This window comes from Salipiger bermudensis (genome assembly GCF_019801965.1).
Lineage (GTDB): Bacteria > Pseudomonadota > Alphaproteobacteria > Rhodobacterales > Rhodobacteraceae > Salipiger > Salipiger bermudensis_A.
Genome location: NZ_JAHVIA010000010.1, coordinates 1 through 25082, shown reverse-complemented (window position 1 = coordinate 25082; position 25082 = coordinate 1). Strand labels below are relative to the sequence as shown.

General features: G+C 65.0%; 22 protein-coding genes. 12 read left to right on the top strand and 10 right to left on the bottom strand.

The window, feature by feature from the left end; all coding sequences use genetic code 11:
* The first annotated feature begins 96 nt into the window (after window positions 1–96).
* The 7 genes from KUV62_RS20035 to KUV62_RS20005 all read left to right on the top strand — a co-directional run bounded on the left by KUV62_RS20035 (window position 97) and on the right by KUV62_RS20005 (window position 7315).
* On the top strand, window positions 97–1638 hold the full coding sequence (locus tag KUV62_RS20035) for a sugar ABC transporter ATP-binding protein (protein ID WP_222605523.1): 1542 nt from the start codon (window positions 97–99) through the stop codon (window positions 1636–1638).
* Window positions 1635–2627 (top strand): ABC transporter permease, encoded by a 993-nt coding sequence (locus tag KUV62_RS20030; protein ID WP_222605522.1) that lies wholly within the window; start codon window positions 1635–1637, stop codon window positions 2625–2627. Before KUV62_RS20035 ends, KUV62_RS20030 begins: the two co-directional genes overlap by 4 nt.
* Complete coding sequence (locus KUV62_RS20025) at window positions 2624–3616, top strand: ABC transporter permease (RefSeq protein WP_222605521.1); 993 nt, start codon at window positions 2624–2626, stop codon at window positions 3614–3616. The genes KUV62_RS20030 and KUV62_RS20025 overlap by 4 nt, the downstream gene beginning before the upstream one ends.
* The gene (gene rhaM / locus KUV62_RS20020) at window positions 3616–3930 is read left to right on the top strand and encodes an L-rhamnose mutarotase (protein WP_222605667.1); all 315 of its coding nucleotides are present in this window, start codon (window positions 3616–3618) and stop codon (window positions 3928–3930) included. The genes KUV62_RS20025 and rhaM overlap by 1 nt, the downstream gene beginning before the upstream one ends.
* The gene (locus KUV62_RS20015) at window positions 3927–5300 is read left to right on the top strand and encodes an FGGY-family carbohydrate kinase (RefSeq protein WP_222605520.1); all 1374 of its coding nucleotides are present in this window, start codon (window positions 3927–3929) and stop codon (window positions 5298–5300) included. The genes rhaM and KUV62_RS20015 overlap by 4 nt, the downstream gene beginning before the upstream one ends.
* A gap of 550 nt (window positions 5301–5850) precedes the next feature.
* A complete protein-coding gene (locus tag KUV62_RS20010) occupies window positions 5851–6486 on the top strand; it encodes a DUF1326 domain-containing protein (RefSeq protein ID WP_222605519.1) in 636 nt (211 codons plus the stop codon).
* A 19-nt stretch (window positions 6487–6505) separates the two neighbouring features.
* Window positions 6506–7315 (top strand): DUF2182 domain-containing protein, encoded by an 810-nt coding sequence (locus tag KUV62_RS20005; protein ID WP_222605518.1) that lies wholly within the window; start codon window positions 6506–6508, stop codon window positions 7313–7315.
* A gap of 410 nt (window positions 7316–7725) precedes the next feature.
* On the opposite strand, the gene KUV62_RS20000 is transcribed toward KUV62_RS20005, so the two are convergent.
* From KUV62_RS20000 to KUV62_RS19980, 5 genes are all read right to left on the bottom strand, one after another.
* The gene (locus tag KUV62_RS20000) at window positions 7726–8820 is read right to left on the bottom strand and encodes a hypothetical protein (RefSeq protein ID WP_222605517.1); all 1095 of its coding nucleotides are present in this window, start codon (window positions 8818–8820) and stop codon (window positions 7726–7728) included.
* 473 nt (window positions 8821–9293) lie between these two features.
* Entirely contained in the window at window positions 9294–10262 is a 969-nt protein-coding gene (locus KUV62_RS19995) for a Kelch repeat-containing protein (protein ID WP_222605516.1), read from the bottom strand.
* Window positions 10235–12196: a winged helix-turn-helix domain-containing protein gene (locus KUV62_RS19990; protein ID WP_222605515.1), complete on the bottom strand. Its 1962-nt coding sequence runs from the start codon at window positions 12194–12196 to the stop codon at window positions 10235–10237. Before KUV62_RS19990 ends, KUV62_RS19995 begins: the two co-directional genes overlap by 28 nt.
* A 199-nt stretch (window positions 12197–12395) precedes the next feature.
* On the bottom strand, window positions 12396–12599 hold the full coding sequence (locus KUV62_RS19985) for a hypothetical protein (RefSeq protein WP_222605514.1): 204 nt from the start codon (window positions 12597–12599) through the stop codon (window positions 12396–12398).
* 12 nt (window positions 12600–12611) lie between these two features.
* Window positions 12612–13082, bottom strand: coding sequence for a hypothetical protein (locus KUV62_RS19980; protein ID WP_222605513.1), 471 nt, complete (start codon window positions 13080–13082; stop codon window positions 12612–12614).
* 956 nt (window positions 13083–14038) lie between these two features.
* Between KUV62_RS19980 and trmFO the strand changes: the two genes are divergently transcribed.
* Complete coding sequence (gene trmFO / locus KUV62_RS19975; protein ID WP_222605512.1) at window positions 14039–15391, top strand: methylenetetrahydrofolate--tRNA-(uracil(54)-C(5))-methyltransferase (FADH(2)-oxidizing) TrmFO; 1353 nt, start codon at window positions 14039–14041, stop codon at window positions 15389–15391.
* The gene (locus KUV62_RS19970) at window positions 15388–15609 is read left to right on the top strand and encodes a hypothetical protein (RefSeq protein ID WP_222605511.1); all 222 of its coding nucleotides are present in this window, start codon (window positions 15388–15390) and stop codon (window positions 15607–15609) included. Before trmFO ends, KUV62_RS19970 begins: the two co-directional genes overlap by 4 nt.
* Window positions 15610–15661: 52 nt before the next feature.
* Here KUV62_RS19970 and KUV62_RS19965 read toward each other — a convergent pair whose 3' ends face one another.
* Window positions 15662–16195: a YbhB/YbcL family Raf kinase inhibitor-like protein gene (locus KUV62_RS19965; protein ID WP_222605510.1), complete on the bottom strand. Its 534-nt coding sequence runs from the start codon at window positions 16193–16195 to the stop codon at window positions 15662–15664.
* 161 nt (window positions 16196–16356) lie between these two features.
* On the opposite strand from KUV62_RS19965, the gene gluQRS reads away from it, so the two are divergent.
* Window positions 16357–17214, top strand: coding sequence for a tRNA glutamyl-Q(34) synthetase GluQRS (gene gluQRS / locus KUV62_RS19960; protein WP_222605509.1), 858 nt, complete (start codon window positions 16357–16359; stop codon window positions 17212–17214).
* A 655-nt stretch (window positions 17215–17869) separates the two neighbouring features.
* Here gluQRS and KUV62_RS19955 read toward each other — a convergent pair.
* A complete protein-coding gene (locus KUV62_RS19955; RefSeq protein WP_222605508.1) occupies window positions 17870–19975 on the bottom strand; it encodes an alkyl/aryl-sulfatase in 2106 nt (701 codons plus the stop codon).
* Between the two features lie 211 nt (window positions 19976–20186).
* Here KUV62_RS19955 and KUV62_RS19950 point away from each other — a divergent pair, with 211 nt between their 5' ends.
* On the top strand, window positions 20187–20909 hold the full coding sequence (locus KUV62_RS19950; protein WP_222605507.1) for a Crp/Fnr family transcriptional regulator: 723 nt from the start codon (window positions 20187–20189) through the stop codon (window positions 20907–20909).
* A 408-nt stretch (window positions 20910–21317) separates the two neighbouring features.
* On the opposite strand, the gene KUV62_RS19945 is transcribed toward KUV62_RS19950, so the two are convergent.
* Both KUV62_RS19945 and KUV62_RS19940 read right to left on the bottom strand, forming a co-directional pair.
* On the bottom strand, window positions 21318–22631 hold the full coding sequence (locus KUV62_RS19945; RefSeq protein WP_222605506.1) for an APC family permease: 1314 nt from the start codon (window positions 22629–22631) through the stop codon (window positions 21318–21320).
* A 211-nt stretch (window positions 22632–22842) separates the two neighbouring features.
* On the bottom strand, window positions 22843–23232 hold the full coding sequence (locus tag KUV62_RS19940) for a hypothetical protein (RefSeq protein WP_222605505.1): 390 nt from the start codon (window positions 23230–23232) through the stop codon (window positions 22843–22845).
* Window positions 23233–23777: 545 nt separating this feature from the next.
* Between KUV62_RS19940 and KUV62_RS19935 the strand changes: the two genes are divergently transcribed.
* Window positions 23778–24185, top strand: coding sequence for a c-type cytochrome (locus KUV62_RS19935; protein WP_222605504.1), 408 nt, complete (start codon window positions 23778–23780; stop codon window positions 24183–24185).
* Window positions 24186–24671: 486 nt separating this feature from the next.
* On the opposite strand, the gene KUV62_RS19930 is transcribed toward KUV62_RS19935, so the two are convergent.
* Entirely contained in the window at window positions 24672–25010 is a 339-nt protein-coding gene (locus tag KUV62_RS19930) for a hypothetical protein (RefSeq protein ID WP_222605503.1), read from the bottom strand.
* Window positions 25011–25082 lie beyond the last annotated feature (72 nt).

The window sequence follows — 25082 nt, the reverse complement described above, 5'->3', positions numbered from 1 at the left end:
CCGTGTTTCCCGGCGCGGCTTGCGCGCCGGGACCGGCCCCCGGCGCTCTTGGCTGCGCCGGGGCAATCCCCCATGCAAGACCCAGCGGAGGCTGCGATGCAGATGAGCGTCGAGTCCCGGCAGTTCGACGATGTGCAGGCCGGCGCGCCTGTCCTCGAACTCAGGGACATCACCAAGACATTCCCGGGCGTGAAGGCGCTCGATGGCGTTTCGCTGGAACTCTATCCCGGCCAGGTCACCGCGCTGATCGGCGAGAACGGCGCCGGCAAGTCGACCCTGGTGAAGACCCTGACCGGGATCTACCAGCCGGATGGCGGCGCCATCCACGTGGCGGGAGAGCCGGTCGTCTTCGCCACCGCGCAGGACGCCGCCGCCGCCGGGATCACCGCGATCCACCAGGAGACGGTGCTGTTCGACGAGCTGACCGTGGCCGAAAACATCTTCATCGGACACGCGCCGCGCGGGCGCTTCGGGCTCATCGACTGGACAGCGATGCGGAGCCGGGCGCGCGAGATCCTGGCCCGGATCGACGCCGAGCTCGACCCCGACACGCCACTGCGCGAGCTGGGGATCGCCTCCAAGCATTTGGTTGCGATCGCCCGCGCGCTGTCGGTCGATGCGCGCGTCGTGGTGATGGATGAACCCACCGCCGCCCTGTCCCACAAGGAAATCGAGGAGCTCTACGATCTCGTCGACCGGCTCAAGGCCGAGGGCCGCGCCATCCTCTTCATCTCCCACAAGTTCGACGAGATCTTCCGCATCGCCGACCGCTACACCGTGTTTCGCGACGGCACCCATGTCGGCGCCGGGCTGATGGCCGACGTGACCGAGGCGGACCTGGTGCGAATGATGGTCGGCCGGGACGTCAACCAGATCTTCCCGGAGCGCCGCAAGGCGCCCGGAGACGAAGTGCTCAAGGTGGTGGGCTATGCCCACCCGACCGAATTCGAGGACATCAACTTCACCCTGCGTCGTGGCGAAATCCTCGGCTTCTACGGCCTCGTCGGCGCCGGTCGCTCGGAGGTCATGCAGGCGCTCTTCGGCATCACGAAGCCGTCGAAGGGCGTCACCCGGATCGATGGGCAGATCACCGTGATCCGCTCGCCGGCAAGGGCGGTCGAGGCGGGGATCGTCTATGTCCCCGAAGATCGCGGCAAGCAGGGTGCGGTGATCGGCCTGCCGATCTTCCAGAACGTGACGCTGCCGTCGCTGGGCCGGACATCGCGCAACGGCTTCCTGCGGCTCAGCGAGGAATTCGCGCTTGCGAGGCACTACACCGACCGGCTCGACCTGCGCGCCGCGGCGCTGGACCAGGATGTCGGCAACCTCTCGGGTGGCAACCAGCAGAAGGTGGTCATCGCCAAGTGGCTGGCGACCAAGCCCCGCGTCATCATCCTCGACGAGCCGACCAAGGGCATCGACATTGGCTCCAAGGCCGCGGTGCATGCCTTCATGGCGGAACTCGCCGCAGAGGGTCTGGCGGTGATCATGGTCAGCTCGGAGATCCCCGAGGTGCTCGGCATGTCCGACCGCGTCATCGTCATGCGCGAAGGCCGGATCGCCGCCGAACTCGAAGGCGATGCCCTGACCCCTGAAACACTTGTCCGCCACGCGGCGGGGATCGGAGCCCCGGCATGAGCCTGCTCAAGTCACGCGAAGCCCTGCTCGGCGGGGCCATCCTCCTGCTGCTGGCCCTGATCGCCAGCCGCTTTCCCGGCTTCGTCGCGCCCGACAACCTTGCCCGGGTGTTCACCGACACCTCGCCGTTGCTGATCCTCGCGCTCGGCCAGACCGTGGTGATCCTGACCCGCTGCATCGACCTGTCGGTGGCGGCGAACCTGGCGCTGACCGGCATGGTCTGTGCCATGCTCAACGCGGCGCTGCCCGGCGTGCCGGTGGTCGTGATCCTGCTGCTCGCCGTGACGCTCGGCGCGGTGATGGGCATGGTGAACGGGCTGCTGGTCTGGAAGCTGTCGATCCCGTCGATCGTCGTCACCCTCGGCACCATGACCATCTATCGCGGTATCATCTTCCTGATCTCAGACGGCGCCTGGGTGAACGCGCACGAGATGTCGGCCGCCTTCACGGGCTTCCCCCGCGCGCAAATCGCAGGGCTGCCGGTGCTGGCCTGGTTCGGCATTCTTGCCGCAGCAGCCATGGTTCTGATGATCAACCGCACGCCGCTGGGCCGCGCCTTCTACGCGGTCGGAGGCAATCCGCACGCCGCCGTCTACACCGGAATTTCCGTCGGGCGCACGCAGTTCTGGGCCTTCACCCTCTCGGGCGCGCTCGCCGGGCTCTGCGGCTACCTCTGGGTCGCGCGCTACGCGGTGGCCTATGTCGACATCGCCGGAGGGTTCGAGCTGGAGGTCGTCGCCGCCTGCGTGATCGGCGGGATCTCGATTGCCGGAGGGGCGGGCACGATCCTCGGCACCATCCTCGGCGCGCTGTTTCTCGGCATCGTGAAGAACGCCCTGCCGGTGATCGACATCTCGCCCTTCTGGCAAATGGCGATCTCGGGCACCGCGATCATCGTTGCCGTCACGCTCAACAGCCGCAACGCCCGCGCCAAGGGCCGCATCATCCTGCGAAAAGCTCAGGAGCAGACCGAAGGAGCCACCGCATGAGCGATACAAGCGTCACCCCGCGCAGCATTCCCGATCGGCTGCAGAGTCCTGCCGCCCGCCTCCTGGCGTCGTGGGAGCTGCTCCTGCTGGTGGTCGCCGTGGCGATCTTCATCGCAAACTCGCTGGCATCGCCATACTTTCTCAACGCCTGGAACCTCTCCGACGCCACGTTCAACTTCACCGAAAAGGCGATGATCGCCTTCGCGATGGCGCTGCTGATCATCTCGGGCGAGATCGACCTCAGCGTGGCGTCGATCATCGCGCTGGCCTCGACGGCAATGGGAGCCGCGGCATCGGTCGGCTTCGGCACGCCCACGCTGGTCCTGATCGGGCTGGCCACCGGCCTCGCCTGCGGCGCCTTCAACGGCGTGCTCGTCACGCGGATGGGCTTGCCATCCATCGTCGTAACCATCGGCACCATGAGCCTGTTCCGCGGCATCTCCTTCATCGTGCTGGGCGACGGTGCCTACCGCGATTACCCGTCGGATTTCAGCTATTTCGGCCAAGGCTACGTGTTCTGGGTCATCTCCTTCGAATTCGTTCTGTTCGCCGCCCTCGCCGTCGCCTATTACGTGCTGCTTCACCGCACCAACTTCGGCCGCACCGTCTATGCCATCGGCAACAACGTGACCGCGGCCCAGTTCTCCGGCATCCGGGTGGAGCGGGTGAAGTTCATCCTGTTCCTGCTCACCGGCCTCATGTCGGGCGTTGCGGCGATCTGCCTGACCTCGCGGCTCGGCTCGACCCGCCCCTCCATCGGCACCGGCTGGGAGCTGGAGGTCGTCACGATGGTCGTCCTTGGCGGCGTGTCGATCCTCGGCGGAGCCGGGAGCATCCCCGGCGTCGTCATCGCGGCGTTCGTCATGGGGCTCGTGACCTTCGGGCTCGGGCTGCTGAACGTGCCGGGCATCGTCATGTCGATCTTCATCGGCCTGATGCTGATCGGGGTGATCGCCCTGCCCCGCGTCTGGAAGGCGTGGAGAGCATGATGGAGAAACACGCCTTCACCATGCAGCTCCACCCCGGTCAGGCCGAGGAGTACAAGCGACGCCACGACGAGATCTGGCCCGAACTCGTCCAGCTTCTGAAAGACGCCGGCGTCTCGGATTACTCGATCCACCTCGACCCCGACACGCACACCCTGTTCGGCGTGCTCTGGCGCAGTGACGATCATGGCATGGACGCGCTCCCGGAAACCGAGATCATGCAGCGCTGGTGGGCCTCCATGGCCGACATCATGGAGACCCATCCAAACAACGAACCGGTGGCCCGTCCGCTGCGACCGATGTTCCACCTGCCATGAAGATCGCCGTCCTCGACATCGGCAAGACCAACGTCAAGCTGGCACTGGTCGATACCGCCAGCATGACCGAGATCGCCGTGGTGACGCGGCCCAACCGGGTGCTGTCCGGCCAGCCCTATCCGCATTTCGACATCGACGGGATCTGGGCCTTCTTCCTCGACGGTCTGCGCCGGATGCAGGCTGAGCACGGGGTAGACGAGATCAGCGTCACCACGCACGGCGCCTGTTTCGTTCTGCTCGATGCCGGTGGCGGCCTTGCCGCTCCGGTGCTCGATTACGAGCATGACGGTCCGGACGCCCTCGCACAGGCCTATGACAGCCTCCGCCAACCCTTCGAAGACACCGGCGCGCCGCGGCTCCCCATGGGGCTGAACGCCGGGGCGCAGTTGCATTGGCTGGTGCAGAGCTTCCCCGAACTGACGGCACGCACCGCGCAGGTCGTCAGCTACCCGCAATACTGGTCCGGAAGGCTCACGGGGCATTTCGCCACCGAGCCCACATCGCTGGGCTGCCACACCGACCTCTGGCTGCCGCGCGAAGGCCGGTTCTCGGACCTGCCGGAACGGCTCGGTCTGACCATGGCGCCGCTTGCCGCCGCCAACGACGTGGCCGGGACGATCACGTCCGAGATTGCCGCGATGACGGGCCTTGCCCCGCACACCCCGGTCCGCTCCGGCATCCACGACAGCAACGCCTCCCTGCTGCCCTACCTGCACCGGATGGAAGGGGCGTTTTCCGTCGTCTCGACCGGGACCTGGGTGATCTGCATGAGCGTTGAGGGCGACGAGGTCGCCTTGGATCCGTTGCGCGACACGCTGATGAACGTCAACGCCCTCGGCAATCCCGTGCCGTCCGCGCGCTTCATGGGCGGCCGCGAATACGAACGCATGAGGCCTCAGACGGTGGCCCCCACGCGCGCAGACATCGACCGCGTCCTCGCCCAGGGGAAGGCCCTCTACCCGGCGATAGAGACCGCTTCCGGACCGTTCGGGGGCTGCGCCGGCGGATGGAGCGATGAAGCGATGACACCGGGCGAAAAAGGGGCAGCACTGTCGCTCTACCTCGCGCTGATGACGGCAACCTGCCTCGACCTGATCGGCGCCCGCGGGCCGGTCATCGTTGAAGGGCCCTTCGCGCGAAACGAACTCTATCTCGATATGCTGACCGTGCGGACCGGACGGCCCGTGCTTGTCTCGAACACGGCCACCGGCACGAGCCTGGGAGCCGCGCTGCTATGCGCCCCGGATGCCGACTTGGGAGTCTCGCTCACCGAACGACGCCCCCCAGAGGAGAATGCCGCGCGCCTCTCAAGCTATGGCAGCCGTTGGTACAGCGCCGTGACCGAACGCAACATTGCCTTGGTCCTCTGACCTGAACTGGCCTGACCGAGCCGCCTCAGGTTTGCGAGAGCCTGCCTATGGTTGGTTGCGCGGTCCTGTGTGCAGCTTCAGCGGCGCGTGGACGTTGACCTCCGCTTTGGCTGGCGGGATAGCCCCGATGGGCTCGAAACGGCGGCGATTGCTGAAGCGCATTAACCATTCCGACATCGTCTGGGCGACCACCCCGAAGCACATGCTGCGCATCTGCGAGAGGGCGGCATCGTGCGCTCCTGGCGGGGATTGTCTTTCCCGGAGCGCGCCTGTGCCGGCCGCTGGTTCGAGGACACTGGCGAGCACCTTGAATGCCCCTGTCCGTCATCAGCCTTGCCACCGTGCAGCGCGACATCGAAGCCTCCCCGGACGAGCTGCCGCCAAGACCTCATTGCATCCGCTCACGGCGCCGACCGGTCAGCCCGATGCAAGCGCGAAACCCTATGACGGCCGAGGGCGCGTCGGGTCGCACGGCAGACCGACATGACATTTCGTCTCATTTTGTGTATATTGCGAGGCGCGGTTGGGGTTGTATCACGAGGACAGTGTTATGACACCCTGGGAAATTCACGGCACAGAGCTTGCAAACTGCAACTGTAACACAGGCTGCCCCTGCCAGTTCATGTCGTTGCCCACCAAGGGCTCCTGCGAGGCAGCGGTCGCAATCGTCATCGACAAGGGCCATTACGGCGATGTCGACCTCTCGGGCACCAAGCTCGCGCAGGTCTACAAGTGGCCCGGCGCGGTGCACGAAGGCAACGGTACCATGCAGACCATCATCGACTCCAGCGCCAGCCCGGAACAACGCGCAGCGCTCGAGAAGATTGCCACCGGCGAGGACACCGAGGACATGGCGACGTTCTGGTGGGTGTTCTCGGCGATGAGCCCCAACAAGCTGGAAACGCTCTACAAGCCGATCGAGGTCGCGCTGGATCTCGAGGCGCGCACTGGGACGTCGAAGGTGCCGGACGTGTTCGAGACGGTGTTCGAGCCGCTCACCAACCCGGTTACCGGCGCCGATCATCGGGCGCGGATCAACCTGCCGCACGGCTTCGAGTACCACGTGGCCGAGGTCGCGAAGGCCACCACGAAGACCACGGGCGAGATCCCGCTCTCTGACAACATCGGCACCCACGCGCATCTCTGCGAGCTCCACATGAACAACAGCGGCGTTCTCGCCGCCTGATCCGGAAGCGGAGCGCAAGATGTCGGACACGGATCTGATGGAACGCGTGCTGCAGCGTGACCGGCTGCTTCTGGTCACGCTGCTGGCGCTGCTCTTCCTGCTGGCCGCGCTTTACACCGTTTTCGGTGTCGGGATGCGGATGACAGCCCTGCAAATGACTGCGATGCGCGGCATGCGGGACATGCCGGGCATGGGCACGCCGGGAGTCTGGAGCGTCGGCTTTGCCGGACTCGTCTTCCTGATGTGGTGGGTGATGATGGCGGCGATGATGCTGCCGAGCGTGGCACCGACGGTGCTGCTCAATGCCGCCCTGCTGCGCCACGCCGGCAAGGCCGACGCCGTGGCGGGGATCTCGGCGGCTTTCGTCGCGGGCTACCTCGCGGTGTGGGCCGGGTTCAGTGCAGCGGCCGCCGCGACGCAATGGCTGCTCGAGGCCCGCGGCTTGGTCTCGGCCGGGATGATGACCCTGACCGATACGCTTGCCGGGGGCATGGTGCTGATCGCGGCGGGGGTTTTCCAATTCACCCCGCTCAAGGCCGCCTGCCTGACGCAATGTCGCGCGCCGGTGCGGTTCCTCACCGAGCGCCGGCAGCCCGGCGCCTCAGGCGCTTTCCACATGGGGATCGAGCACGGCGCCTACTGCCTCGGCTGCTGCTGGTTCCTGATGGCGCTGCTCTTCGTGGGCGGGATCATGAACCTCTACTGGATCGTCGGCCTCGCAGCCTTTGTCGCCATCGAGAAGCTGGCGCCATGGGGCGACCGCTTCGCCCGGATCGCAGGTGCGGGGCTGATCCTCTGGGGCGGCTGGGTGGTGCTCTCGGCGCTGTAAGCGGGCCGACGGCAGGACATCTCGGAGCGGCAGAGGCCGCCTGCACGGACCGGAGCGTCGTGCGGGCTATCGCCTTGCCCCTCTGCTCCGGTGGTGCAGCCCATTCAGCGCTCAGCCCTTGCGCGGGTGCTGGCGTTGGCGCCACCGCGTCGTTGCACATGCCGACGCGGATTTTTTCCGCCACTCCGGAGGAGACGAAGACTTTCAAGTCTTAGCGCCGGGGCGGCCATGTATATCGCATTTCAGTCAGGCCTTGGCATGCTGCCGCCTGCGAGAGTATTGCGGACCCGATTGGGGGTACATGACAGGGTGTCCCAAGAGCTCAGAGCCCTTCCAGGGTCACCCTGCCGCTGCGATGTTGCCGCGCCGTTTCAGACAGGACCAGCGCCAAGCGCCGGTGGCACTGCGACCTACAAGACCGCCCGCGCGATGCGGAGCATCTGCAAGAGCTCGTATTCCTCGTCATTCAGCTGCACGAGTTCGCCATTCAGAACGGCATAGTTCTGATCGGCGCCGAGCTGCGGCAGGCGGTAGAGGTCGATCAGCTCGTTCTGCGTCAACGCCGCCGTCGGGGCGATGCGAGTGCCGTCCATCAGGTCCGTCGCCCGCGCCATCTGGTTCACCAGCATCAGCGACCGGTAGTCATCGTCGTCGAGCAGGACCGGAAGTCCGTCGATCAGCGCATAGCGCTGCCCCTGCGGCGCGGGATCGAGATCGAAAAGCTCCGCGATCTGGTCCGACCGCAGCAGCAGACGGTCGGGATCCGGGTCGATCTCGCGATCATAGCCCAGCCAGTCGTCACGGCGCTCGACCCAGATATCGTCATAGCGCTCGCGATCGTAGGAGAGCCATTCGTCATAGGTCACGCCGTCGCGCGCCAGACCGGGCGGGACACAGGGCGGATCTTTCTTGGCGAGACCGGGCGGGCAATTGCTGTAGCGGATCAACTCATCTTCAGGGGTGTCGGAATACACCAGCTGCGGCGTCGCGAGCGCAAGGCCGGTCGCGGTCAGGACCCGCGCCATGTCGCGGCCCGCGGGCGCCGGGGTCGAGACGATGCGCTTCACGATCTCGTCGCGCTCGGCGCCGGAGATGCGCCGGCGCTCCTTGCCGTTGTTTCCATTGCCGGACGGCGCCTGCTTGGCGGCGTTGCCGTTGGCCTTCGGCTTTGCCCCGCCGGCCTGTTCTGGCTTGCCCTTGCCGTTGCCGGCGTGGTCGTTGCCCTCGGCGGGCTGGCCGTTGCCCTTGCCGTTGCCCTTGCTGGCCTGCTCATTGCCGCCGCCGGGCTTTCCCTTGGCGCCATGGCCCTGGCCCTTCTTCAGCAGCTTCTTGTTGCCGCCTCCGTTTCCATTGCCTTTGCCGTTGTTGCCCTTGGCCAGCCAGATATGCGCGGCTCCGGACGCGCCTGCTGCCGTGCCCCCGCCTGGCGCGTGGATCGGAGCTGCGGAGAGCGATGTCGAAGCCAGAGCGAGCGCCAATGCGCCGCCGATACAGAACGTTTTCATGCGAGAAGCCTCCCGTTTGGCGAGCCAACGCAGCCGACACGTGTGATGTTCCCCGTCTTCACGTTTCGCGGATCGCGGTGCGGCAGGACTGAACGCCATGCCGCGTGCAGGCCGAGACTTGCAACCCGCTGTGAAGACTAAGGATCTTCAAGCGATCGCCTTTGCCGTCCAGATCCTTCGAGCCCCCAACGGGCGCGGTCGAGTTCCGATGCCGGCGACCAGCCTCTCGGCCACGTCCGGTCGGGGGGTCCAACCCGCAGCCGCGTCGAGCGAAGGCCTCGACCCGGATCGATCACCGTGAAGCGCAAGACACCCCCCTTGCGAGCCTGTCGAGCGCGGCCGGTAACTGCTCGCTTGCGAAGGTGATCCGCCCGTCATCACCGGCCCGGACATCGGAGGAAAGCACGAGGTCGCAGACCAGAAACGCCCCCATGCGCTCAATGCGGTCGGGGTGTTCGGGGTCTGGGCCGTCGTTACGGGACGAGCCTGTAAACGCTGACTTGGCTGCGATAGTCGGTTCGGGCGCCGCCGGACAAGTAGAGAGCACGGTCGCTCGCCGCGAGCGCTGCAAGGAAGCGCCCCGCGGGCAGATCCGGGCCGGTTTCCCAGCGGTCCGCCTCCGGATCATAGATCTCGACCAAGGTCAGTGCCTCGTTTTCCCAGGAAAGGCCGCCAGCGAGATAGATCCGCCCGCCCAGCACCGTCGCCCAGAGCCCCGTTCGGGGGGTCGGCATGTTCGCGCCCTTGCTCCATTGGTCCGTCTCGGGGTCGTAGATCTCTACCGTGGCGAGCGGGACCGGCCACTCCGGGCTGCCGCCGAACACGTAGATCCGCCCCTCATGGGCAACGCTGGTGTGATGCAGCCGCGGGGTCGGCATGTCACGGCGGCGGGTCCAGACGCCGATGGCCGGGTCGAACATCTCGACCGTGCCGAGGGCGTCGATCCCCACCTTGCGGGTGCCCCCTATGGCGTAGATACGTCCATCCACCGTGCTCGCGGCAAGATCCGCACGTGGGACCTGCAAGGGTGGCGCATAGCGCCAGCGGTCTGCGACGGTGTCGTAGATCTCGACGATTGCCAGCGCCGGATCCCTCTCTCGCATCAGGGTCGAGCCGCCGATGGCATAGATCTCCTGCCCGATGGCAGCGGTGCCGAAGAAGCCGCGCGGCGTGGGCATCGGCGCGCGCTCCTGCCAGCCTGCGGCATCGGACGGGAGCGCAAAGACGCGGTCTGCCGAGGTCTCGTCGCGATGCGGGACGCTGTTCCCTCCCAGGACGTAGACCGTGCCGGCGATCGCCTCGGAATGCAGCCCCATGCGGTCGACGGGCAAGCTCGGCGCGGCCTCCCACCCTTCGGCGGAAAGACCCTGCGCGAGGGCAATGGGCAGCATTGCGCGCAAGCAGAGGCGCGAGGTCAGTCGGGGGATGGATCGAAGAAACATGTCATCGCTCCCTGCATGACATAGGGGAAGGCGCGCTTGTCGGGGGCCGAGGGCGCGTTGTGCCGGATCTCGAAACATCCTTCCCGGAGTTGCGGCAGGTTCTCGAAGGCGATGCAGAGCCGGCCCCCGCGCACCGTCGCCGTGCCGACGATGTTGATGTCATCCCGGAGGCTCCAGAGCACGCTGCCCTCCGACGAGACCCGCATCTTGGGAAGGTATTCGGTCGCGTAGCAGAACCCGGTCGAGCGGGTGCCGAGGATCAGCTCGCGGACCTCGTTCCCCGGCAGCGCCGCGCCGCGCACTAGCTGCGCGCCCGAGTGCGGGACGATTCCGGCGCGGGTCAGCCCGTCTGACAGCAGCGCCTGATCGGCGGCATGGGCAAAGAGCGGCACCGGCATCCTGGCGCTCAGGCTCGGAAACACCTGCGTGCCCCGGTCGAAGGCTTCAGGCGAGCGCCCGAGCAGCCCCGAGAGCGCCACCGCGAGCGAGGTTGCGCGCCAGTCGAGGGAAATCTCCGCGGCCGCGTTGGCGTCGGCAAGGCTTTCTAGTGCCTCTTCCATCCGACGCAGGCCGAACAGCGCCATGCCGCGCACGGTGTGGTGCTCGGGCGAGCCAACCGGGTCGAGCGCATCGGCGAGGCGGATCTCTTCCAGCGCCTCGCTATGGAAGCCGGCGGCGGAGAGCGTTCTCGCCAGCATGACATGGGCATCGGAAAGCTGCGGTTCGAGCCGGACCGCAGCCCGGGCATGGTCGAGCGCCGTCTCCCAGCGCAGCTCGCCCAGCCGCAACCGTGCGAGCGCGATGTCGGGCCCGGCTTGTCTCGGGGCAAGCTCCCGGGCACGGGACGCGAGCCGCTCCGCTGCGACCCGGGTCAGCATCGGCGGGCGCTCCCATTCCAGAGGATGGTTTCCGCCGGAGAAATCGAAGGCGTTGGTCTCGGCCAGCGCGATCATCGCGGCGGCGAAATCGGGCTCCAGCTCAAGCGCCCGTTCCAGCGACCAGTAGGTCAGGCGCAGCGCCCGCTGCGTGCCCTGATGGCGGGCCTTGCGGGCGCGGAGGAAGAGGTCATAGGCTTCCAGATGCTGGGGCGTGGCGGTGGGCAGGCGGTCGGCCTCGTCTTCCGAGAGATGCACGGAGAGGGCCGAGACGATCCGCGCCTTGACCCGGTCCTGCACCGAGAAGATGTCGCCCGCGGCTTCCTCGAACTGCTCGGCCCAGACGTATCGGTTCTCGACCGTGTCGACCATCTCGACATTGACGCGCAGGATATCGTCCTGACGGCGCACACTGCCTTGCATCAGGTAGCGGACACCGAGGGCGGCGGCCAGTTCGCGGTCGCTCAGATTGCGTTTGCTATAGGCGAACGCGGTGTTGCGGGAGGTGACCTCGAGATTGCGCAGCCGCGACAGGTCGAGGATCAGGTCCTCGGTGATGCCCTCGACGAAATACGCCTCCCTCGGGTCGGCCCCGGGATTGCGAAACGGCATCACCGCGAGGGACGGTGGCGCGTCGGCGGGGCGCGCGTGTGAGAGCGTATCGGCAAGTTTCAGGCCGCCCAGACCGAACGAGGCCAGAAGCGCCACCGACGCCACTGCCAGCAGGGCCGGCCGCCGGGGCGGAGGCCGGTCCGCATCCTCGGTCAGCTCCGTCGCGTTGAGCATGTAGCCGCGCCGCGGAACCGTCCGGATGATATGGCGGCGCTTGTCCCTGATGCTCTTGCGGATGTCCGAGATGCACTGGGTCAGGCTGTCGTCGGTGACGTGCAGGTGCCCCCACGCTTCGCCGATCAGGGCCTCCTTCTCGACGACCTCGCCGCGATGCCGTGCCAACGACAACAGCACCTCGAGGGATTGCGGTCGCAGGAAGATGTCGCCGTCGCGGTCATAGAGTCTACGGGTTTCGAGATCGAAGCGGACCCGTCCGAGGAGAAGCACCGGCAGGGGCTCCGACGGTGTCGTGGTCTTCCTATGGGCGGCGTCAGCCACCTTGTCCTGTCAGACGGGTCGCCCGCAGCCGTTGGCATTGCGGCCCATTGCACTCGGATACACTCACCATTCGCGCAGTCCCCTGTTACTGCGTCACGCGAACATGGTACGCCGAGGGCCGGATTCGTTCAACAAATCTCCAAATTCTTCAGATCTCGGCGATCGAGCGATCATGAGGACGGCATTTCCAGCTCTGGATCTGCCAATTCGGATGTCCGTTCGACCACTGGGCGAGCTGCGCCTGGCCCTGCATCATGCAGGTCATGATCCCGATGTCCTGAAACAGCAGGCTGCGCTGCTCGCAATGCTGCGTATCCACCATCAGGCAGGCGACGAAAACCAGTTCGATCATGATCGCCTCCCCTCAGCAACGCGCGTAGACATGGGCCCAGAACCGCCGGTTGGGCAGCGGATCACGGGTGCGCGTGCGGTCGAGGTAGCGCCCGCCGAGCATGTAGGCCTCGCGCTCGCCGAAGCTCTGGCATTGCCAGTTGTCTGCTTCGCCGCTCTGCCACTGGATGTGGTGGACGAGTTCGTGGAGCAGGATCTCGCGCCAGACCGGGTTCTCGTGCGGCGCGTCGAAATGCTCGGCATCCTCGACCGTCTCGGCCGCGAGAATGTAGATCGTTCCGCTGGCACCGTCGGTCGAGGCATAGAGCGCCTGCAGCCGTTCGTCTCGCCCGTCTTCGGGCGCAAGGTAGGGATAGTCGGCGTAATACTCGCCGGTCAGTTCTTCCGGCGACATTTCGACCACCGTTGGCCTCGTGAGCCCGGCGATGTCACGCCCGGTCTCGGCGCTTATCCATTCAAGCAATGCGTCTATCAAGAGTTCCATAACAACCTCCAAAATCAATCCGGACAGCCTGCTCCGATCCAGATGGCGAGTCCTGAGAACGGCGTTGAAAAGTTCTGAAATTTTATGAAATCCCTTCTCGATCAATCAGTTATGAGAGCGGCACCCTTCAGGCCCGAAACTACTGCAACGGCCCCATCTCCGGCGTTCGACGTCGCTTCAGCGGCTTTGTCCCGCCGAGGGCCTGTGACTGGTTTGCGCCCGACTGGCGTCCTGCGGCTCCTTCGCGAGGGGCTTCGGGAACATGCTTCGCTGCATGGCCTCGCGCGAGGCGCGCGACACCGTCCCGGCCTGCACTCCGCGCGTTGCGAGGACCTCGGCAGGCTGGTGGCCGATGATGCGCTGATGGCTGAGGGGTGTTCTCGATCCGACCTGCCACGGGTCTTTCATCCAGCCGGCTCCGGAGCGCGCTCGCTTGGAGCTGAGCGAGCCCGCCGAAATTCGCCATTGCAAACCGTGCGGAGATCGACCGGCCGCCACGCATGGGGTGATCCCGCAGCGAAGGCGCGGCTGCCTCGGTGCAAAGCTGCGGCGAAGACAGCGTGGCGCTTATGGTCTCTCCCAAGCGTCGGCTTGCATCGCTTCTGGATGGTCGCAATGCCATCGTCGCGAAGCTCAGGAAGCCGCCCTCGGCGTCGCACTTCGATGGGCCTGCTGCGCCGGGCATAATCGACGGCGTTGGAGCGAAAACGACCATGCGCCGTGCGAAGCACAAACGCCCGCTCGGACCCCGGCAGCCTAACAACGTGGAAGGCTGACCACGGAGCCGCTGCATCTCCCATCATGGGACGCCGCGCAGGGACGCGCCGTGCAGACGACAGCCGGGCGGTGCCCCTGCCCCATGCCACGAGCAGAAGGCCCTCGCGGTCAGGGCTGACGCGGCAAACAGCGCATCTTCCCTCTTAACACCGCCCCTCCGATCCCCTATCTGCCCCTGCATGACACAGAGATTGCACATCGTCGGCGGCGGCATGGCCGGATCGGAAGCCGCCTGGCAGGCCGCGGAGGCGGGCATTGACGTGGTGATCCACGAAATGCGCCCCAAGGTCGAAACCTTCGCCCATCGCACCGGTGACCTCGCCGAGATGGTCTGCTCCAACTCGTTCCGCTCGGACGACCACGAGCAGAACGCCGTCGGCCTCCTGCACTGGGAGATGCTGCAGGCCGGCGGGCTGGTGATGCGCCAGGCCTACACCCACCGCCTGCCCGCGGGCGGCGCGCTCGCGGTCGACCGCGATGCCTTTTCCGCCGGCGTGACGCAGGCGCTTCGCGATCATCCCAGGGTCTCGGTCTCCGACGAGGAAATCACCGAGCTGCCCGAGGACGGCCAGTGGATCTTCGCCACCGGCCCGCTGACCTCCGCCGCGCTGGGCGACGCCATTGCCCGCGAGACCGGCGCCGACGCCCTGGCCTTCTTCGACGCCATTGCCCCCATCGTCTATTTCGACAGCATCGACATGGACGTGGCCTGGCTGCAATCGCGCTACGACAAGGGCGAGACCGAGGAAGAGCGCAAGGCCTACATCAACTGCCCGATGACCAAGCCGCAATACGAGGCCTTCATCGACGCGCTGCTCGCCGCCGACAAGACCGCCTTCCACGAGGGCGAGACCGCGGGCTATTTCGACGGCTGCCTGCCGATCGAGGTGATGGCCGAGCGCGGCCGCGAGACCCTGCGCCACGGCCCGATGAAGCCCATCGGCCTGACCAACAGCCACAAGCCGGAGGAAAAGGCCTATGCCGTGGTGCAGCTGCGCCGCGACAACGCGCTCGGCACGCTCTACAACATCGTCGGCTTCCAGACCAAGATGAAGTACGGCGCCCAGACCGAGGTGTTCCGGATGATCCCCGGCCTCGAGAACGCCAAGTTCGCACGGCTCGGCGGCATCCACCGCAACACCTTCCTCAACTCGCCCACCCTGCTCGACCGCCAGATGCGGCTGCGCTCGAAGCCCAACATCCGCTTTGCCGGCCAGATCACCGGCGTCGAGGGCTATGTGGAATCTTCCGCCATGGGCCTCGCCGCGGGCCGCATGGCCGCCGCCGAGATCCTCGGCCACACGCTGCCCGAGATCCCGCAGGACACCGCCCACGGCGCGCTGATCCACCACATCACCGGCGGCGCCGAGGCCAAGACCTTCCAGCCGATGAACGTCAATTTCGGCCTGTTCCGCCCGGTCGACGGGCTCAAGGGCGGGCGCCGCGGCCGCAAGGACCGCTACAAGGCCTATACCGACCGCGCCAAGTCCGAGTGGACCGCGTGGCTCGCCGCACAGGAGGTGCCCGCATGAATTACGTCCTCGCGCTGCTGCTGCCGCCGCTGTCGATCCTGTTCACCGGGCGGCCGATTCTGGCGATCGTGGTGTTTCTCGTCTGGGTGCCGGCGATCATCTTCTCCGGCGGGCTGACCCATCCGATGTTCATCCTGCTGGCCTGGATCCTGATCTACCAGTCCGGCGAGGAGCGCCGCACCCGCCGCATCGAGCGCGCCTGGCGCGACGAAGACTGAGACCCCCGGAGAACGAGGGCGGCCCGAGAGGCCGCCCTTTTCCTCATGCGCCTCAGCGCCCGTAGGTTCCGTTCAGCACCGCGCTGTCGAGCGCCTTGGCATTGACCGTGAAGCCGATCACCGCCTTCGAGGCCCCCTCCATCGGCCCGAGCGCCTCCGGCAGCGCGTAGAGCGTGACATTGTAGCGGTGCGCGCCATCGCCCTCCGGCGGGCACGGGCCGCCCCAGCTCTCTGCACCGAAATCATTGGCGATGACCGTCACCCCCTCGGGCATGCCGCTGGCGCTGGCATTCTGCGCGAGCCCGGCCGCATCGCCGGGCAGATCGAGCACGATCCAGTGCCAGAAACCGGCGCCCCCGGTCGGCGCGTCCGGATCATGCACCATCAGCGCATAGGCCGCGGTGCCCTCTGGCGCACCGGACCAGGCCAGCTCCGGCGAGACGTTCTGGCCGGGGCAGCCCCAGCCATCGAAAACGAAGCGCTCGTCGATGGGCGCGCCATCGCCGATATCAGGGCTGGTCAATTCGAGCGCCTGGGCAGACGTGCCGGCGCAGAGCGCGGCAAGACAGAAGACAAATCTCTTCATTCAACTCTCCATCATGAAAGACAGGACAACTCAAAAATGTATCGGGAGAGTCATCCCCCCCTATAAGGCCCCGCCCCGCGCGCAATCGTAAAGGTCCCGGCGCCGGCCAAGATGTCGCAGGCGCTTGCCGCTGGGCGGGGCTCCGCCTAGGGTCGCGCGCCATGATCACCCGCTTCGCCCCCTCGCCCACCGGCCCGCTGCATCTCGGCCACGCCTATTCGGCGCTGCTCAATCACGACATGGCCAAGGCGGCAGGCGGAACCTTCCTGCTGCGCATCGACGATCTCGACCGCAGCCGTTCCCGGCCCGCCTGGGAGGCGCAGCTCAAGGACGACCTGCATTGGCTCGGCCTCGACTGGCCCGAACCCTGCCGGCGCGAGTCGGAGCATCTCGACGCCTATGACGCCGCGCTCGACCGGCTCTGGGAGATGGGCCTGCTCTACCCCTGCAGCTGCACCCGGCGCGACATCCGCGAGGCGCTCTCGGCGCCGCAGGAAGGCGCACCGCTCACCGGCCCCGACGGGCTGGTCTACCCCGGCACCTGCCGCCCCGCCGCGCCGCCCACCGGCCCGCGCCCGAAGGACACGACGCTGCGGCTGGACATGGCGCGCGCCTGCGCCTCCCTGCCCATGCCGCTGCGCTTCGAGGAAACCGGCGCCGGCCCTGAGGGTCAGACCGGCCTGATCGAGACCGCTGCGCAGGAGATGACCGCGACCATCGGCGACGTCGTCCTCGCCCGCCGGGAGATGGGCGCCGCCTACCACCTCGCGGTGGTCATCGACGACGCGGCGCAGTGCGTCACCGAGGTGATCCGTGGCCGCGACCTCTTCGAGGCCACCCGCATCCACGCCTTGCTGCAGCGCCTGCTCGCCCTGCCGACCCCGCGCTACCACCATCACCGCCTGATCCGCGACGAGACCGGCAAACGCCTCGCCAAGCGCGACGATGCCCGCGCCATCGCGCTCTACCGCAGCGAAGGCCTGACCCCGCAGGAGATCCGCACCAGGCTCGGCCTCTGACGCCGCGCCCCTGTCTTCTCTGGTTCAAAAATACCTCGGGGGAGTCGCGGCAAAGCCGCGGCGGGGGCAGCGCCCCTTAACCGGCTGTTGATTGCACTGTATTTAGCGAAATGCCGGATGCGCGCTTCTCGCCCGCCGAAGTAGTCGAAATCCAAGAGAATCTACTTTTCCGGCGCTTTGCGCCAAGGACACTGCCCGACGTTGATTTGGCAGCTCATAGCGTCGATCACGCGCGAGACTGTGCATTCTCATCGACGCGGGGGCTGAGCCAGATGGCATACGCTAACTGGACCTTCCAGTCGCGTAAAGCGAACGACAGAGAGCAGCTCTCCTGCGACAGTCATGCAGCGCGCAGCATGACGTGTGGCCCGGCACGAAGGGCGTGGTGCCGCCGATGCTGTGGTACCATGCAAGGGCAACTATGCGCAGGTAGCTGCCTTGTAGATCCGCGTGGCCTCATCATCACCGAACGACGCGACCGGCCCTTTGCTGTCATCGATGGCGACCGGCAGCGCTGCACTGCGGCTTCATGGAAGCGGCCGTTCGAGCCTCTGCGCAGCATTTCTGACGATCCGATGTCGGCAGTGCGGACAAAGGGGACACTCCGGAGTGCGGCTCAGACCCCTGACATCGGGCCTGGGCCGCAGGACGCTAATCACTCGGGGATCGGGGCGCCTGGAACGGCTTCGTAGGAATCCGCGTGAGCGATTTCCGCCCCAGCTCCCTTAGTGCCCGGCAGGACTTCGAACAACGGATCGAAATCTACCATGGTCGCACCAAGCTTGGCCAGCAGGCTGGCATCGCCCTCAATGGTCGCCGTGCCATCGCCGATCTGATCCTCGAGGGTCACCTCTCCGATCATCGTCCGCTCCAGATCGCTGCGATTGATGATCAGCGTCAGGTCGGGGTGATCACTCAAGAAGCCCTCGATGTTGGTCAGCGTGGCGTTCTCCAGTTCGACGATGAACTTCTCCCCGTTGTCAGGCGTGATGATGTTGATGGTGAAGCGCATACCCTCGGCCTTACGGCTGTCCATGCGGATGCCGAGGAAGTTCAGGAACATCTCGGTCGTCATCGCCCGGATAACGTCGGGGCCTGAGGTGCTGGCGCGTTCCCCTTCGGGAATACCGGAGCGCAACTCATAAGCGCCTGCGAGAAAGCTGTTGCGGAGGCCTGGGTTCTCCTGCTGGTAGCCGAGCTGTTCGAAGACATCGGCGAGCAGGTCCTTGGCGTCCAGATTCTCAGGTTCCGCATGCACCAGCTTGTCGAGGATTTCCGACGCAAGCCGATAGTCCCCAGCATCATGCAACTCCCGCCCCTTTTCGAGGATGCGTTCGGCTCCGCCCATCATCTCGACGTAAAGAGGTGCAGCGTCAGAGGGCGTGTGCGGGATAAGGGTTGCCGGGTTGCAGTCCCAGAAGCCGAGATATCGCTGCACCACACCACGTGAGTTGTGCTGTGGTGAGCCGTGATAGCCGCGGCAGTGCCACTGCTGCTTGAGCCCCTCGGAGGGTTCGTAAACCTCGTGAATCTGGTTGATCGTTACCCCTTGGTTCGCCAGATGCAGCACCTGATTGTTCATATGAGCATAGAGGTCGCGTTGTGCCCGCAGCACCTCCTGGACACGGTCGTTCCCCCAGCGTGGCCAATGATGCGAGGCGAACATCACCTCTGCCTCGGTGCCGAAGAGGTAGAGCGCCCGGGCGATGTATCTTGACCAACGCAGCGGATCGCGCACCGGCGCGCCGCGCAGCGTGTAGATGTTGTGCAGCGAGGAGACGACGTTTTCCGCCATCCACAACGCCTTCATCTCGGGAATGTAGGTGTTCATCTCCGACGGAGCCTCGGTGCCCGGCGTGTTCTGGAACACCATCTTCACTCCATCGACATCGATATACTCGATGTCCTCCTCGACGATCCGGGTCGGCGCGATCAGCCCGACCTCACCAGCCGAGACGCCCTGACCGAGGCCCTGCGTCACGAAGCCGTGCGGTGCGACGGGCAGCACCTGCCCGTATTGGAACGACAACCGCCGGTTCATGGCATTGCCGGCATAGACGTTCTCGGAGATCGTGTAGTCCATGAAGTCACGCGGCGCGATAATCTCCACCTTGCCGGATCGCACGTCCGCCTCGTCGACGATCCCGCGCACGCCGCCCCAATGGTCGGTATGGCTGTGCGAGTAGATTACCGTGGTTAGAGGAAGACCCTCGCCCCGATGCTCCTGAAAGAAGTCCCAGGCCGCGCGGGCGACCTCGGCTGTGATCAGGGGATCGAAGCAAATCCAGCCTCTCTCTCCGCGGACAAAGGAAATCTGCGACAGGTCGAACCCCCGGACTTGATAGATTTGCCCCTCAAGCACTTCGTAGAGCCCATAGTCCTGGTTCAGCCGGGCCTGCCGCAGCATCGAGGGGTGGATGCTGTCCCACTCGGTGTCCTCGTTCAGAAAATCGAAGCGCGCCTTGTCCCAGGCAACATGTCCCGCATCGGCCATGATCTGCTTCTGGGGCATCTCGGCGATCAGACCCTTCTTCTGCTCGTCAAAATCGCGCGTGTCGCTGAAGGGCAGGCTTTGGCGTGCCTCAGCCAAAACCTTCAGAGTGTGATCGGAGGGCGCCTTGCCCTTGGGATGGAAGTGGCCCTCGAGCGGTGCTGCTGACTGTGCAAGCGCGGGACTGTCGTCGAGAACAACATGCCCGGCGACGGCGAATGCCGCGCCAACTGCGGGAACCGATTTGATGAATGCGCGTCTGGTGGTCATGGCTGTGCTCCTCCCTGCTGCCGTGGAAGGTGACAACCGCGTGCCTCCCTCCACTCGTGGACTTCAAGCTTAGCCCTTGGCTCGCCGCGAGACTCCCTCACATGCGGGAGTCTTGATCTATGTCATCGGGCTGGCGGAGATGCCGTGAGATAGTCGCCCTCCATGATTGTTCCCGACTTTGTTCTGGAAGGGTCGCGCAGGAGGAGGCGCAATGAGATCGTGTTTCGCACAGCTCGATGATAGGGGCCGCGACGCGCTGCTTTCCCGAGGCTGGCTTGCCGCGCGCACCTCTGAGTTTCAGGAGGCGTTCCTCGCTCTCGGCAGCCTGCGCACCGTGCATGAGGGTCGCTACCTTTACCGGGTCGGCGACCCGATGGAGCGCGCTTTTGGGCTGGTCGACGGGCGGATCGACATCCTTCTGCCCGTGGACAGCCTTCCGGACGCGGCCTTCCCGGTCTGCGGACCCGGACATTGGCACGGGCTGTCGTCGCTGGTCGATCGGACACGGGCGATCTCTTCGGCGCGCGTGCTCCGCACCTCGACAATCTGTTGCATTTCCCGGCGCGACTTCATCGCTTTCCTTGAGGCCAACCCAAGGCGCTATCGCGACATCCTCGCCTACGAGCACGAACTTCGCGCTTTCCTGCAAGAGTTTCTTGCCGAGGCGCTGTCATGCGGGGGCCCCATTCTCGTCGCCCGCCAAATCCTCCGCATGATGGATGCAGGCCGGACCGACGCGCTTGGCCAACTGCCCGTCTCTCAAGCGCTCTTGGCCCGGCTCATGGGGGTTTCCGACGCGACCCTTCAACGCGCCCTAAAAGACCTGCGCGCGGACGGTATCGTGGACACCTTGTATGGGAAGATCAGGATCATAGACCGCGACGCTCTCCTCGCCCGCGCGAGTGAGGAGCCGCGTGTGGTGGGGCACAGCTAAGCGGAGTGGCCAAGGGTCGCAGGCATCGATGCCCCGGAATATCGCAACAAGACTGGCGAGCCTCTTATGCACCTGTGTGACAGCCCTGCAAGACTGGGTCTTTCGAGGTCCGGGACAGGGCACTCCAGCAAGGTCTGCTTCGGGCTCGGTTCCGTCAGGCGCCGATGCAGCACAACCCTTGATCTTGGCCCGCTCTGAATGTCGGCTTCCACCTTTGCTACCGCTCGGATGACTAACGCGGCGAAGGTCCGCAATCCGCCCTTCGTGTCGGCTCATGGCGTCATGCTGCATCGTGCACGAAGGTCGCGGAAGGGCTGTGAGCGGTCGAACGGCCCCGGTCCAGTAAATGGCTGATCCTTTGGGTCACTTCGCTCGCTACTGCGGCTTGCGCGGATGTCTGCCTCGTCTCTAAAGCCAAGCGGTTCCGAGCAGAAGCAAGCTTGTCAACGCTCCCATGACGGGGACGATCAAGGGTACTGAGAAGTGGTCAGGCCCGCCATCGCCCCGGCATTTCAGCCTGATCAGGGCAACGTTCACCAAGACAAAGATTAGGAGAGCGATCTGTGACGTGCGTTCGGCCAGTTCATCAATTGGCAGTGCCAAGGCCAGAAATGCGACCACGCCCATCACAAGAAGCGTTGCTACAACCGGTGTTTGTGTTCGCGAGCCGACGATCGCCATGGCTGGAAGCAAGTGCCCTTGATCGGCCAGTCCATAAAGGACCCGAGAAGCCATGATCATCTGGATCAAGACACCGTTTATCGTTGCTACAATGGCGATGATGGAGAACCCCTGTCGTACCGCCAAAGGGGCACCTTCAAAGACCAGTGAGAGCGGAGCAGAGGAAGAGGCCACTTCGCCAAGCGGCACGGCCACAATCACGGCGGCGGTCGTCGCGAGATACAGAAGAGTCGCTATGGCCAACGTCAGAACAATGGCCTTGGGCATGGTCGATCCCGGATCTTTGACCTCTTCCGCAACGTTCGCCATGTCCTCGAAGCCGACAAAAGCGAAGAACGCCAATAGCGAAGCCGCGCCGATCCCCGTCCAGTGCTGCCCAACGAGAGGCGGGAGCATGTCTCCGAAATCGAAGCCGGTCGGCTCGGAAATACCAAAACCCCAAACAGTCACAAAGATCAGTCCGCCGACTTCAACCAGGGTGATGATTGCGGCCACCAAAACCGACTGCGTGATGCCCCAAAGGGCTATGGCCCCCATCACCGCCACCACCGCGACTGTCAGCACCCAAAGAGGTGCCGCGATGACCGCCTGCAGGTAGGATGCTGCTCCGATCGCGACGGCCGCAGCCGAGACCATACCTGACAAGGCTACCGCCAGCCCGACGAGAGTCGCCAGTGAACCGGAGCGAAAACCAGCTTCAATGTACGCTGCCTCACCGGCACTGACCGGGTATCGCGTCGTCAGTTCCGCGTAGGAGAAGGCGGTGAAGGCGACAACGGTGGCGGCAATGACGAAAGAAACCGGGGCATAGGCCCCAGCCTCGGCCACCGTGCTTCCCACGAGGACATAGATGCCCGCACCGACCGTGACGCCAAGCCCATAGAGCGTGAGCAAGGGCGTCGTCAGGGCGCGGCGCAATTTCACCGTCCGGTGTTCCCTGTTCGCCTGACTGTCGGGTGCCGACATTGCCTTGAAATCCTTGTGACGTTCGCCTGAAAGTGAGCGATGGGCATCGCGCTCTCCAAGGATGATCGAAAGCACAGCAGCTGTGAAGCGATCAGCGTTGGCTATCAGGATGGCCTACGTCCATGCGCCTGCGGCAAAAGCCAACATGCGCCCGCGCTCCGATCGCGCCGCAAAGCCTACCATGCTGCGCCTGGCGCGCCCGGTCGCCAGCCGCTGACACCTGGCGCCTCGACTGCCCGGCTCCAGAATGGTTCACAGAAGACAAAGCCACTGCATGCAGGCGAAATCAGGTTGCCAAGTCTGCTAGGTTGGCGTCGAGCAGTGCCTGCTGCTCGACTGGAGCGAGCCCCTCGTCGAGTATGTCGCAGATCACCTCGAAGATCGCGGCGGCGCGGCCGTCCGCCGTGGTTTGCCAGATCCGGTCGGATCCCGCGACAGCGATGTCGAGAAGATCTTCGCGGGCGGCTTCAAGGTCGCGCTCCGGGATATCAAGCGCAATGGTGAGGTCACCCAGCCCCTGCCGAGGCAAGTTCGCTTCAGCGGCATAGAGCTCAAAGTTGGCGAAGAACTCCTGCTGGATGCCGGAAGAGAGCGCTCGCTCTATGATCTGCAGAATCGGACGCAACATATTCTTGGTATCTGTGCTTCCATCCACGGCCTCCAGCGTATCCAGCATCACGGTCTGGCCACGGAGGCTCGCAGGGAGGGTCAATTCAAGTCTCACTTTGCTGCATATCTCCCGGCAACTCTGCCTTGGATGTACCTATCATGACGTTTGAGCCTGGCAAGGTGAGTGCGAATAGCTTTCATTCGACCAGTCGGATGCAGGATGAGAAAATTCTGCTACTCCGTGAACTGAGCGGTGGCTTCCCGGAAACGATAATTTCTACCGCGCGCACAGTAGGATGGCCGCTCTCGGGCTGGGTCCGGGCATCTGCTGCGCCTAGCAGCCAGGTCGGCTCTGGGGAGGGGAGCCACGGCACACCTCGCCGTAAGGGTTATCTTGGCGCCCCGCCGCCGCAAGTCCGCTTTAATCCCACCGCTGCCGCTCAAGCTGGCTGGCCATGAACGGCGTAGAGCAGCCCGAGCCGTCGCATCCGAGTTCTGACCTTGATCAAGGTCAAGCAGCGTCCCGACCATGCCATGTAGGCTTTAAGTCAGTGGTCTCAGTTCAAGATGCCGCTGCAAATACTTTTTAGAGCTGGAGGAGGAGCTCTGACAATGAAGGGATTTTACACGACGTTTTGCGCCTTTCTCGTTGCCGCGCCGATGCACGTTTTGGCCCAGGATGCGGATGTTGAGGCCGGGCATCAGGAGTTTACAGCTTCGTGTGCCGGCTGCCACGGCGAAACAGGCAAAGGTGATGGCCCTTTAGCAGGCCTGCTCGGGATCGAAACGCCCAGCCTGACCCTGATTACCAAGAGGAGTGGAGGGGGAGATTTCCCATTCTACAATACTTTGAAACTTATTGACGGTCGGGATGTTCGCGCACACGGAGGCGAGATGCCTCTCTGGGGTGAGCGCTTCCAAGCGTCGGCAACCAGCCAGCGCGGCGAGACTGCCGACATGGTAGCGCGAGGTCGCATCCTTTCTCTCGTCTACTACTTGGCGTCTATTCAGGAGGAATAGGTTTAGCGTCAACAGGGTCCAAGACTTGGAGGAGGCATCAATTCAGTCTGGCCGGTTCGCGGGACATGACCTGATGCTATGGCCTCCTCCGACCCACCGCCGAAGTTCGCAATTCTGTGGCAACCCTCGGCTTGCCAAGTTGTTCATGTCCAAAGTTCCAACGAGTCATGTGCAAAGACCAGCCGGATGCAGTCACGGAAAAGTTTTTGCCTGCAAGCGCAAGTCTGAGCTCGGAGGGGCGCGTCGCTGCGCTCCTACTGAAACGAGACTTTTCTCGGGGGGGATGAGTGCAGCGGAGCTCCGTCGATTACTTGCACATCCCAGTCATTCGTGTGCCCAGGAACCAGCGCTTGCTCGCGAGCCATGCTCTTAAGCTGGCGCCTTCGGCGCCAGACTTCGCACGCATCGCCTGATGCAGCCCCAGAACACAAAAAAGGCGCGGGCCAGGTCCCGCGCCTTTCTCTCATCTCACCGAAGTTGCGGAGGTCACTCCGCCGGCTTGTCCTCCTTGGTGCGGTTGGCCTCGCGCTCGGCCTTTCGGGCCGCTTGCTCGTTGGCGGCCTGCGCCTGCATCTGCTCCACGAGCGCGCCGACCTCATCGCGGCGCAGGCTGTGCTGGGCGATGAGCTTGGCCGCGTTCCTGGTTGCGTGGAACTCGATGCAGGCGAAGAACCGGTCGAGGAGGTCAGGCTGCTCGTCGAGCTCGGCGAGCACCTTGTCGAACTTCTTGGCAAGCGCCTCCAGCGCGGCATCCTGGGCCGCGCCGTTGGTCATGGTTTCGCCGATCTGCGCGATGACGCGCTGCTGGTTCTTGGTAAAATTCATGCGTATGTCCTTCTATATGGCATGGACTTCAGATGGTGCTCTCGCACCGGTGAGGGTCGGAGTGGTCGGCGT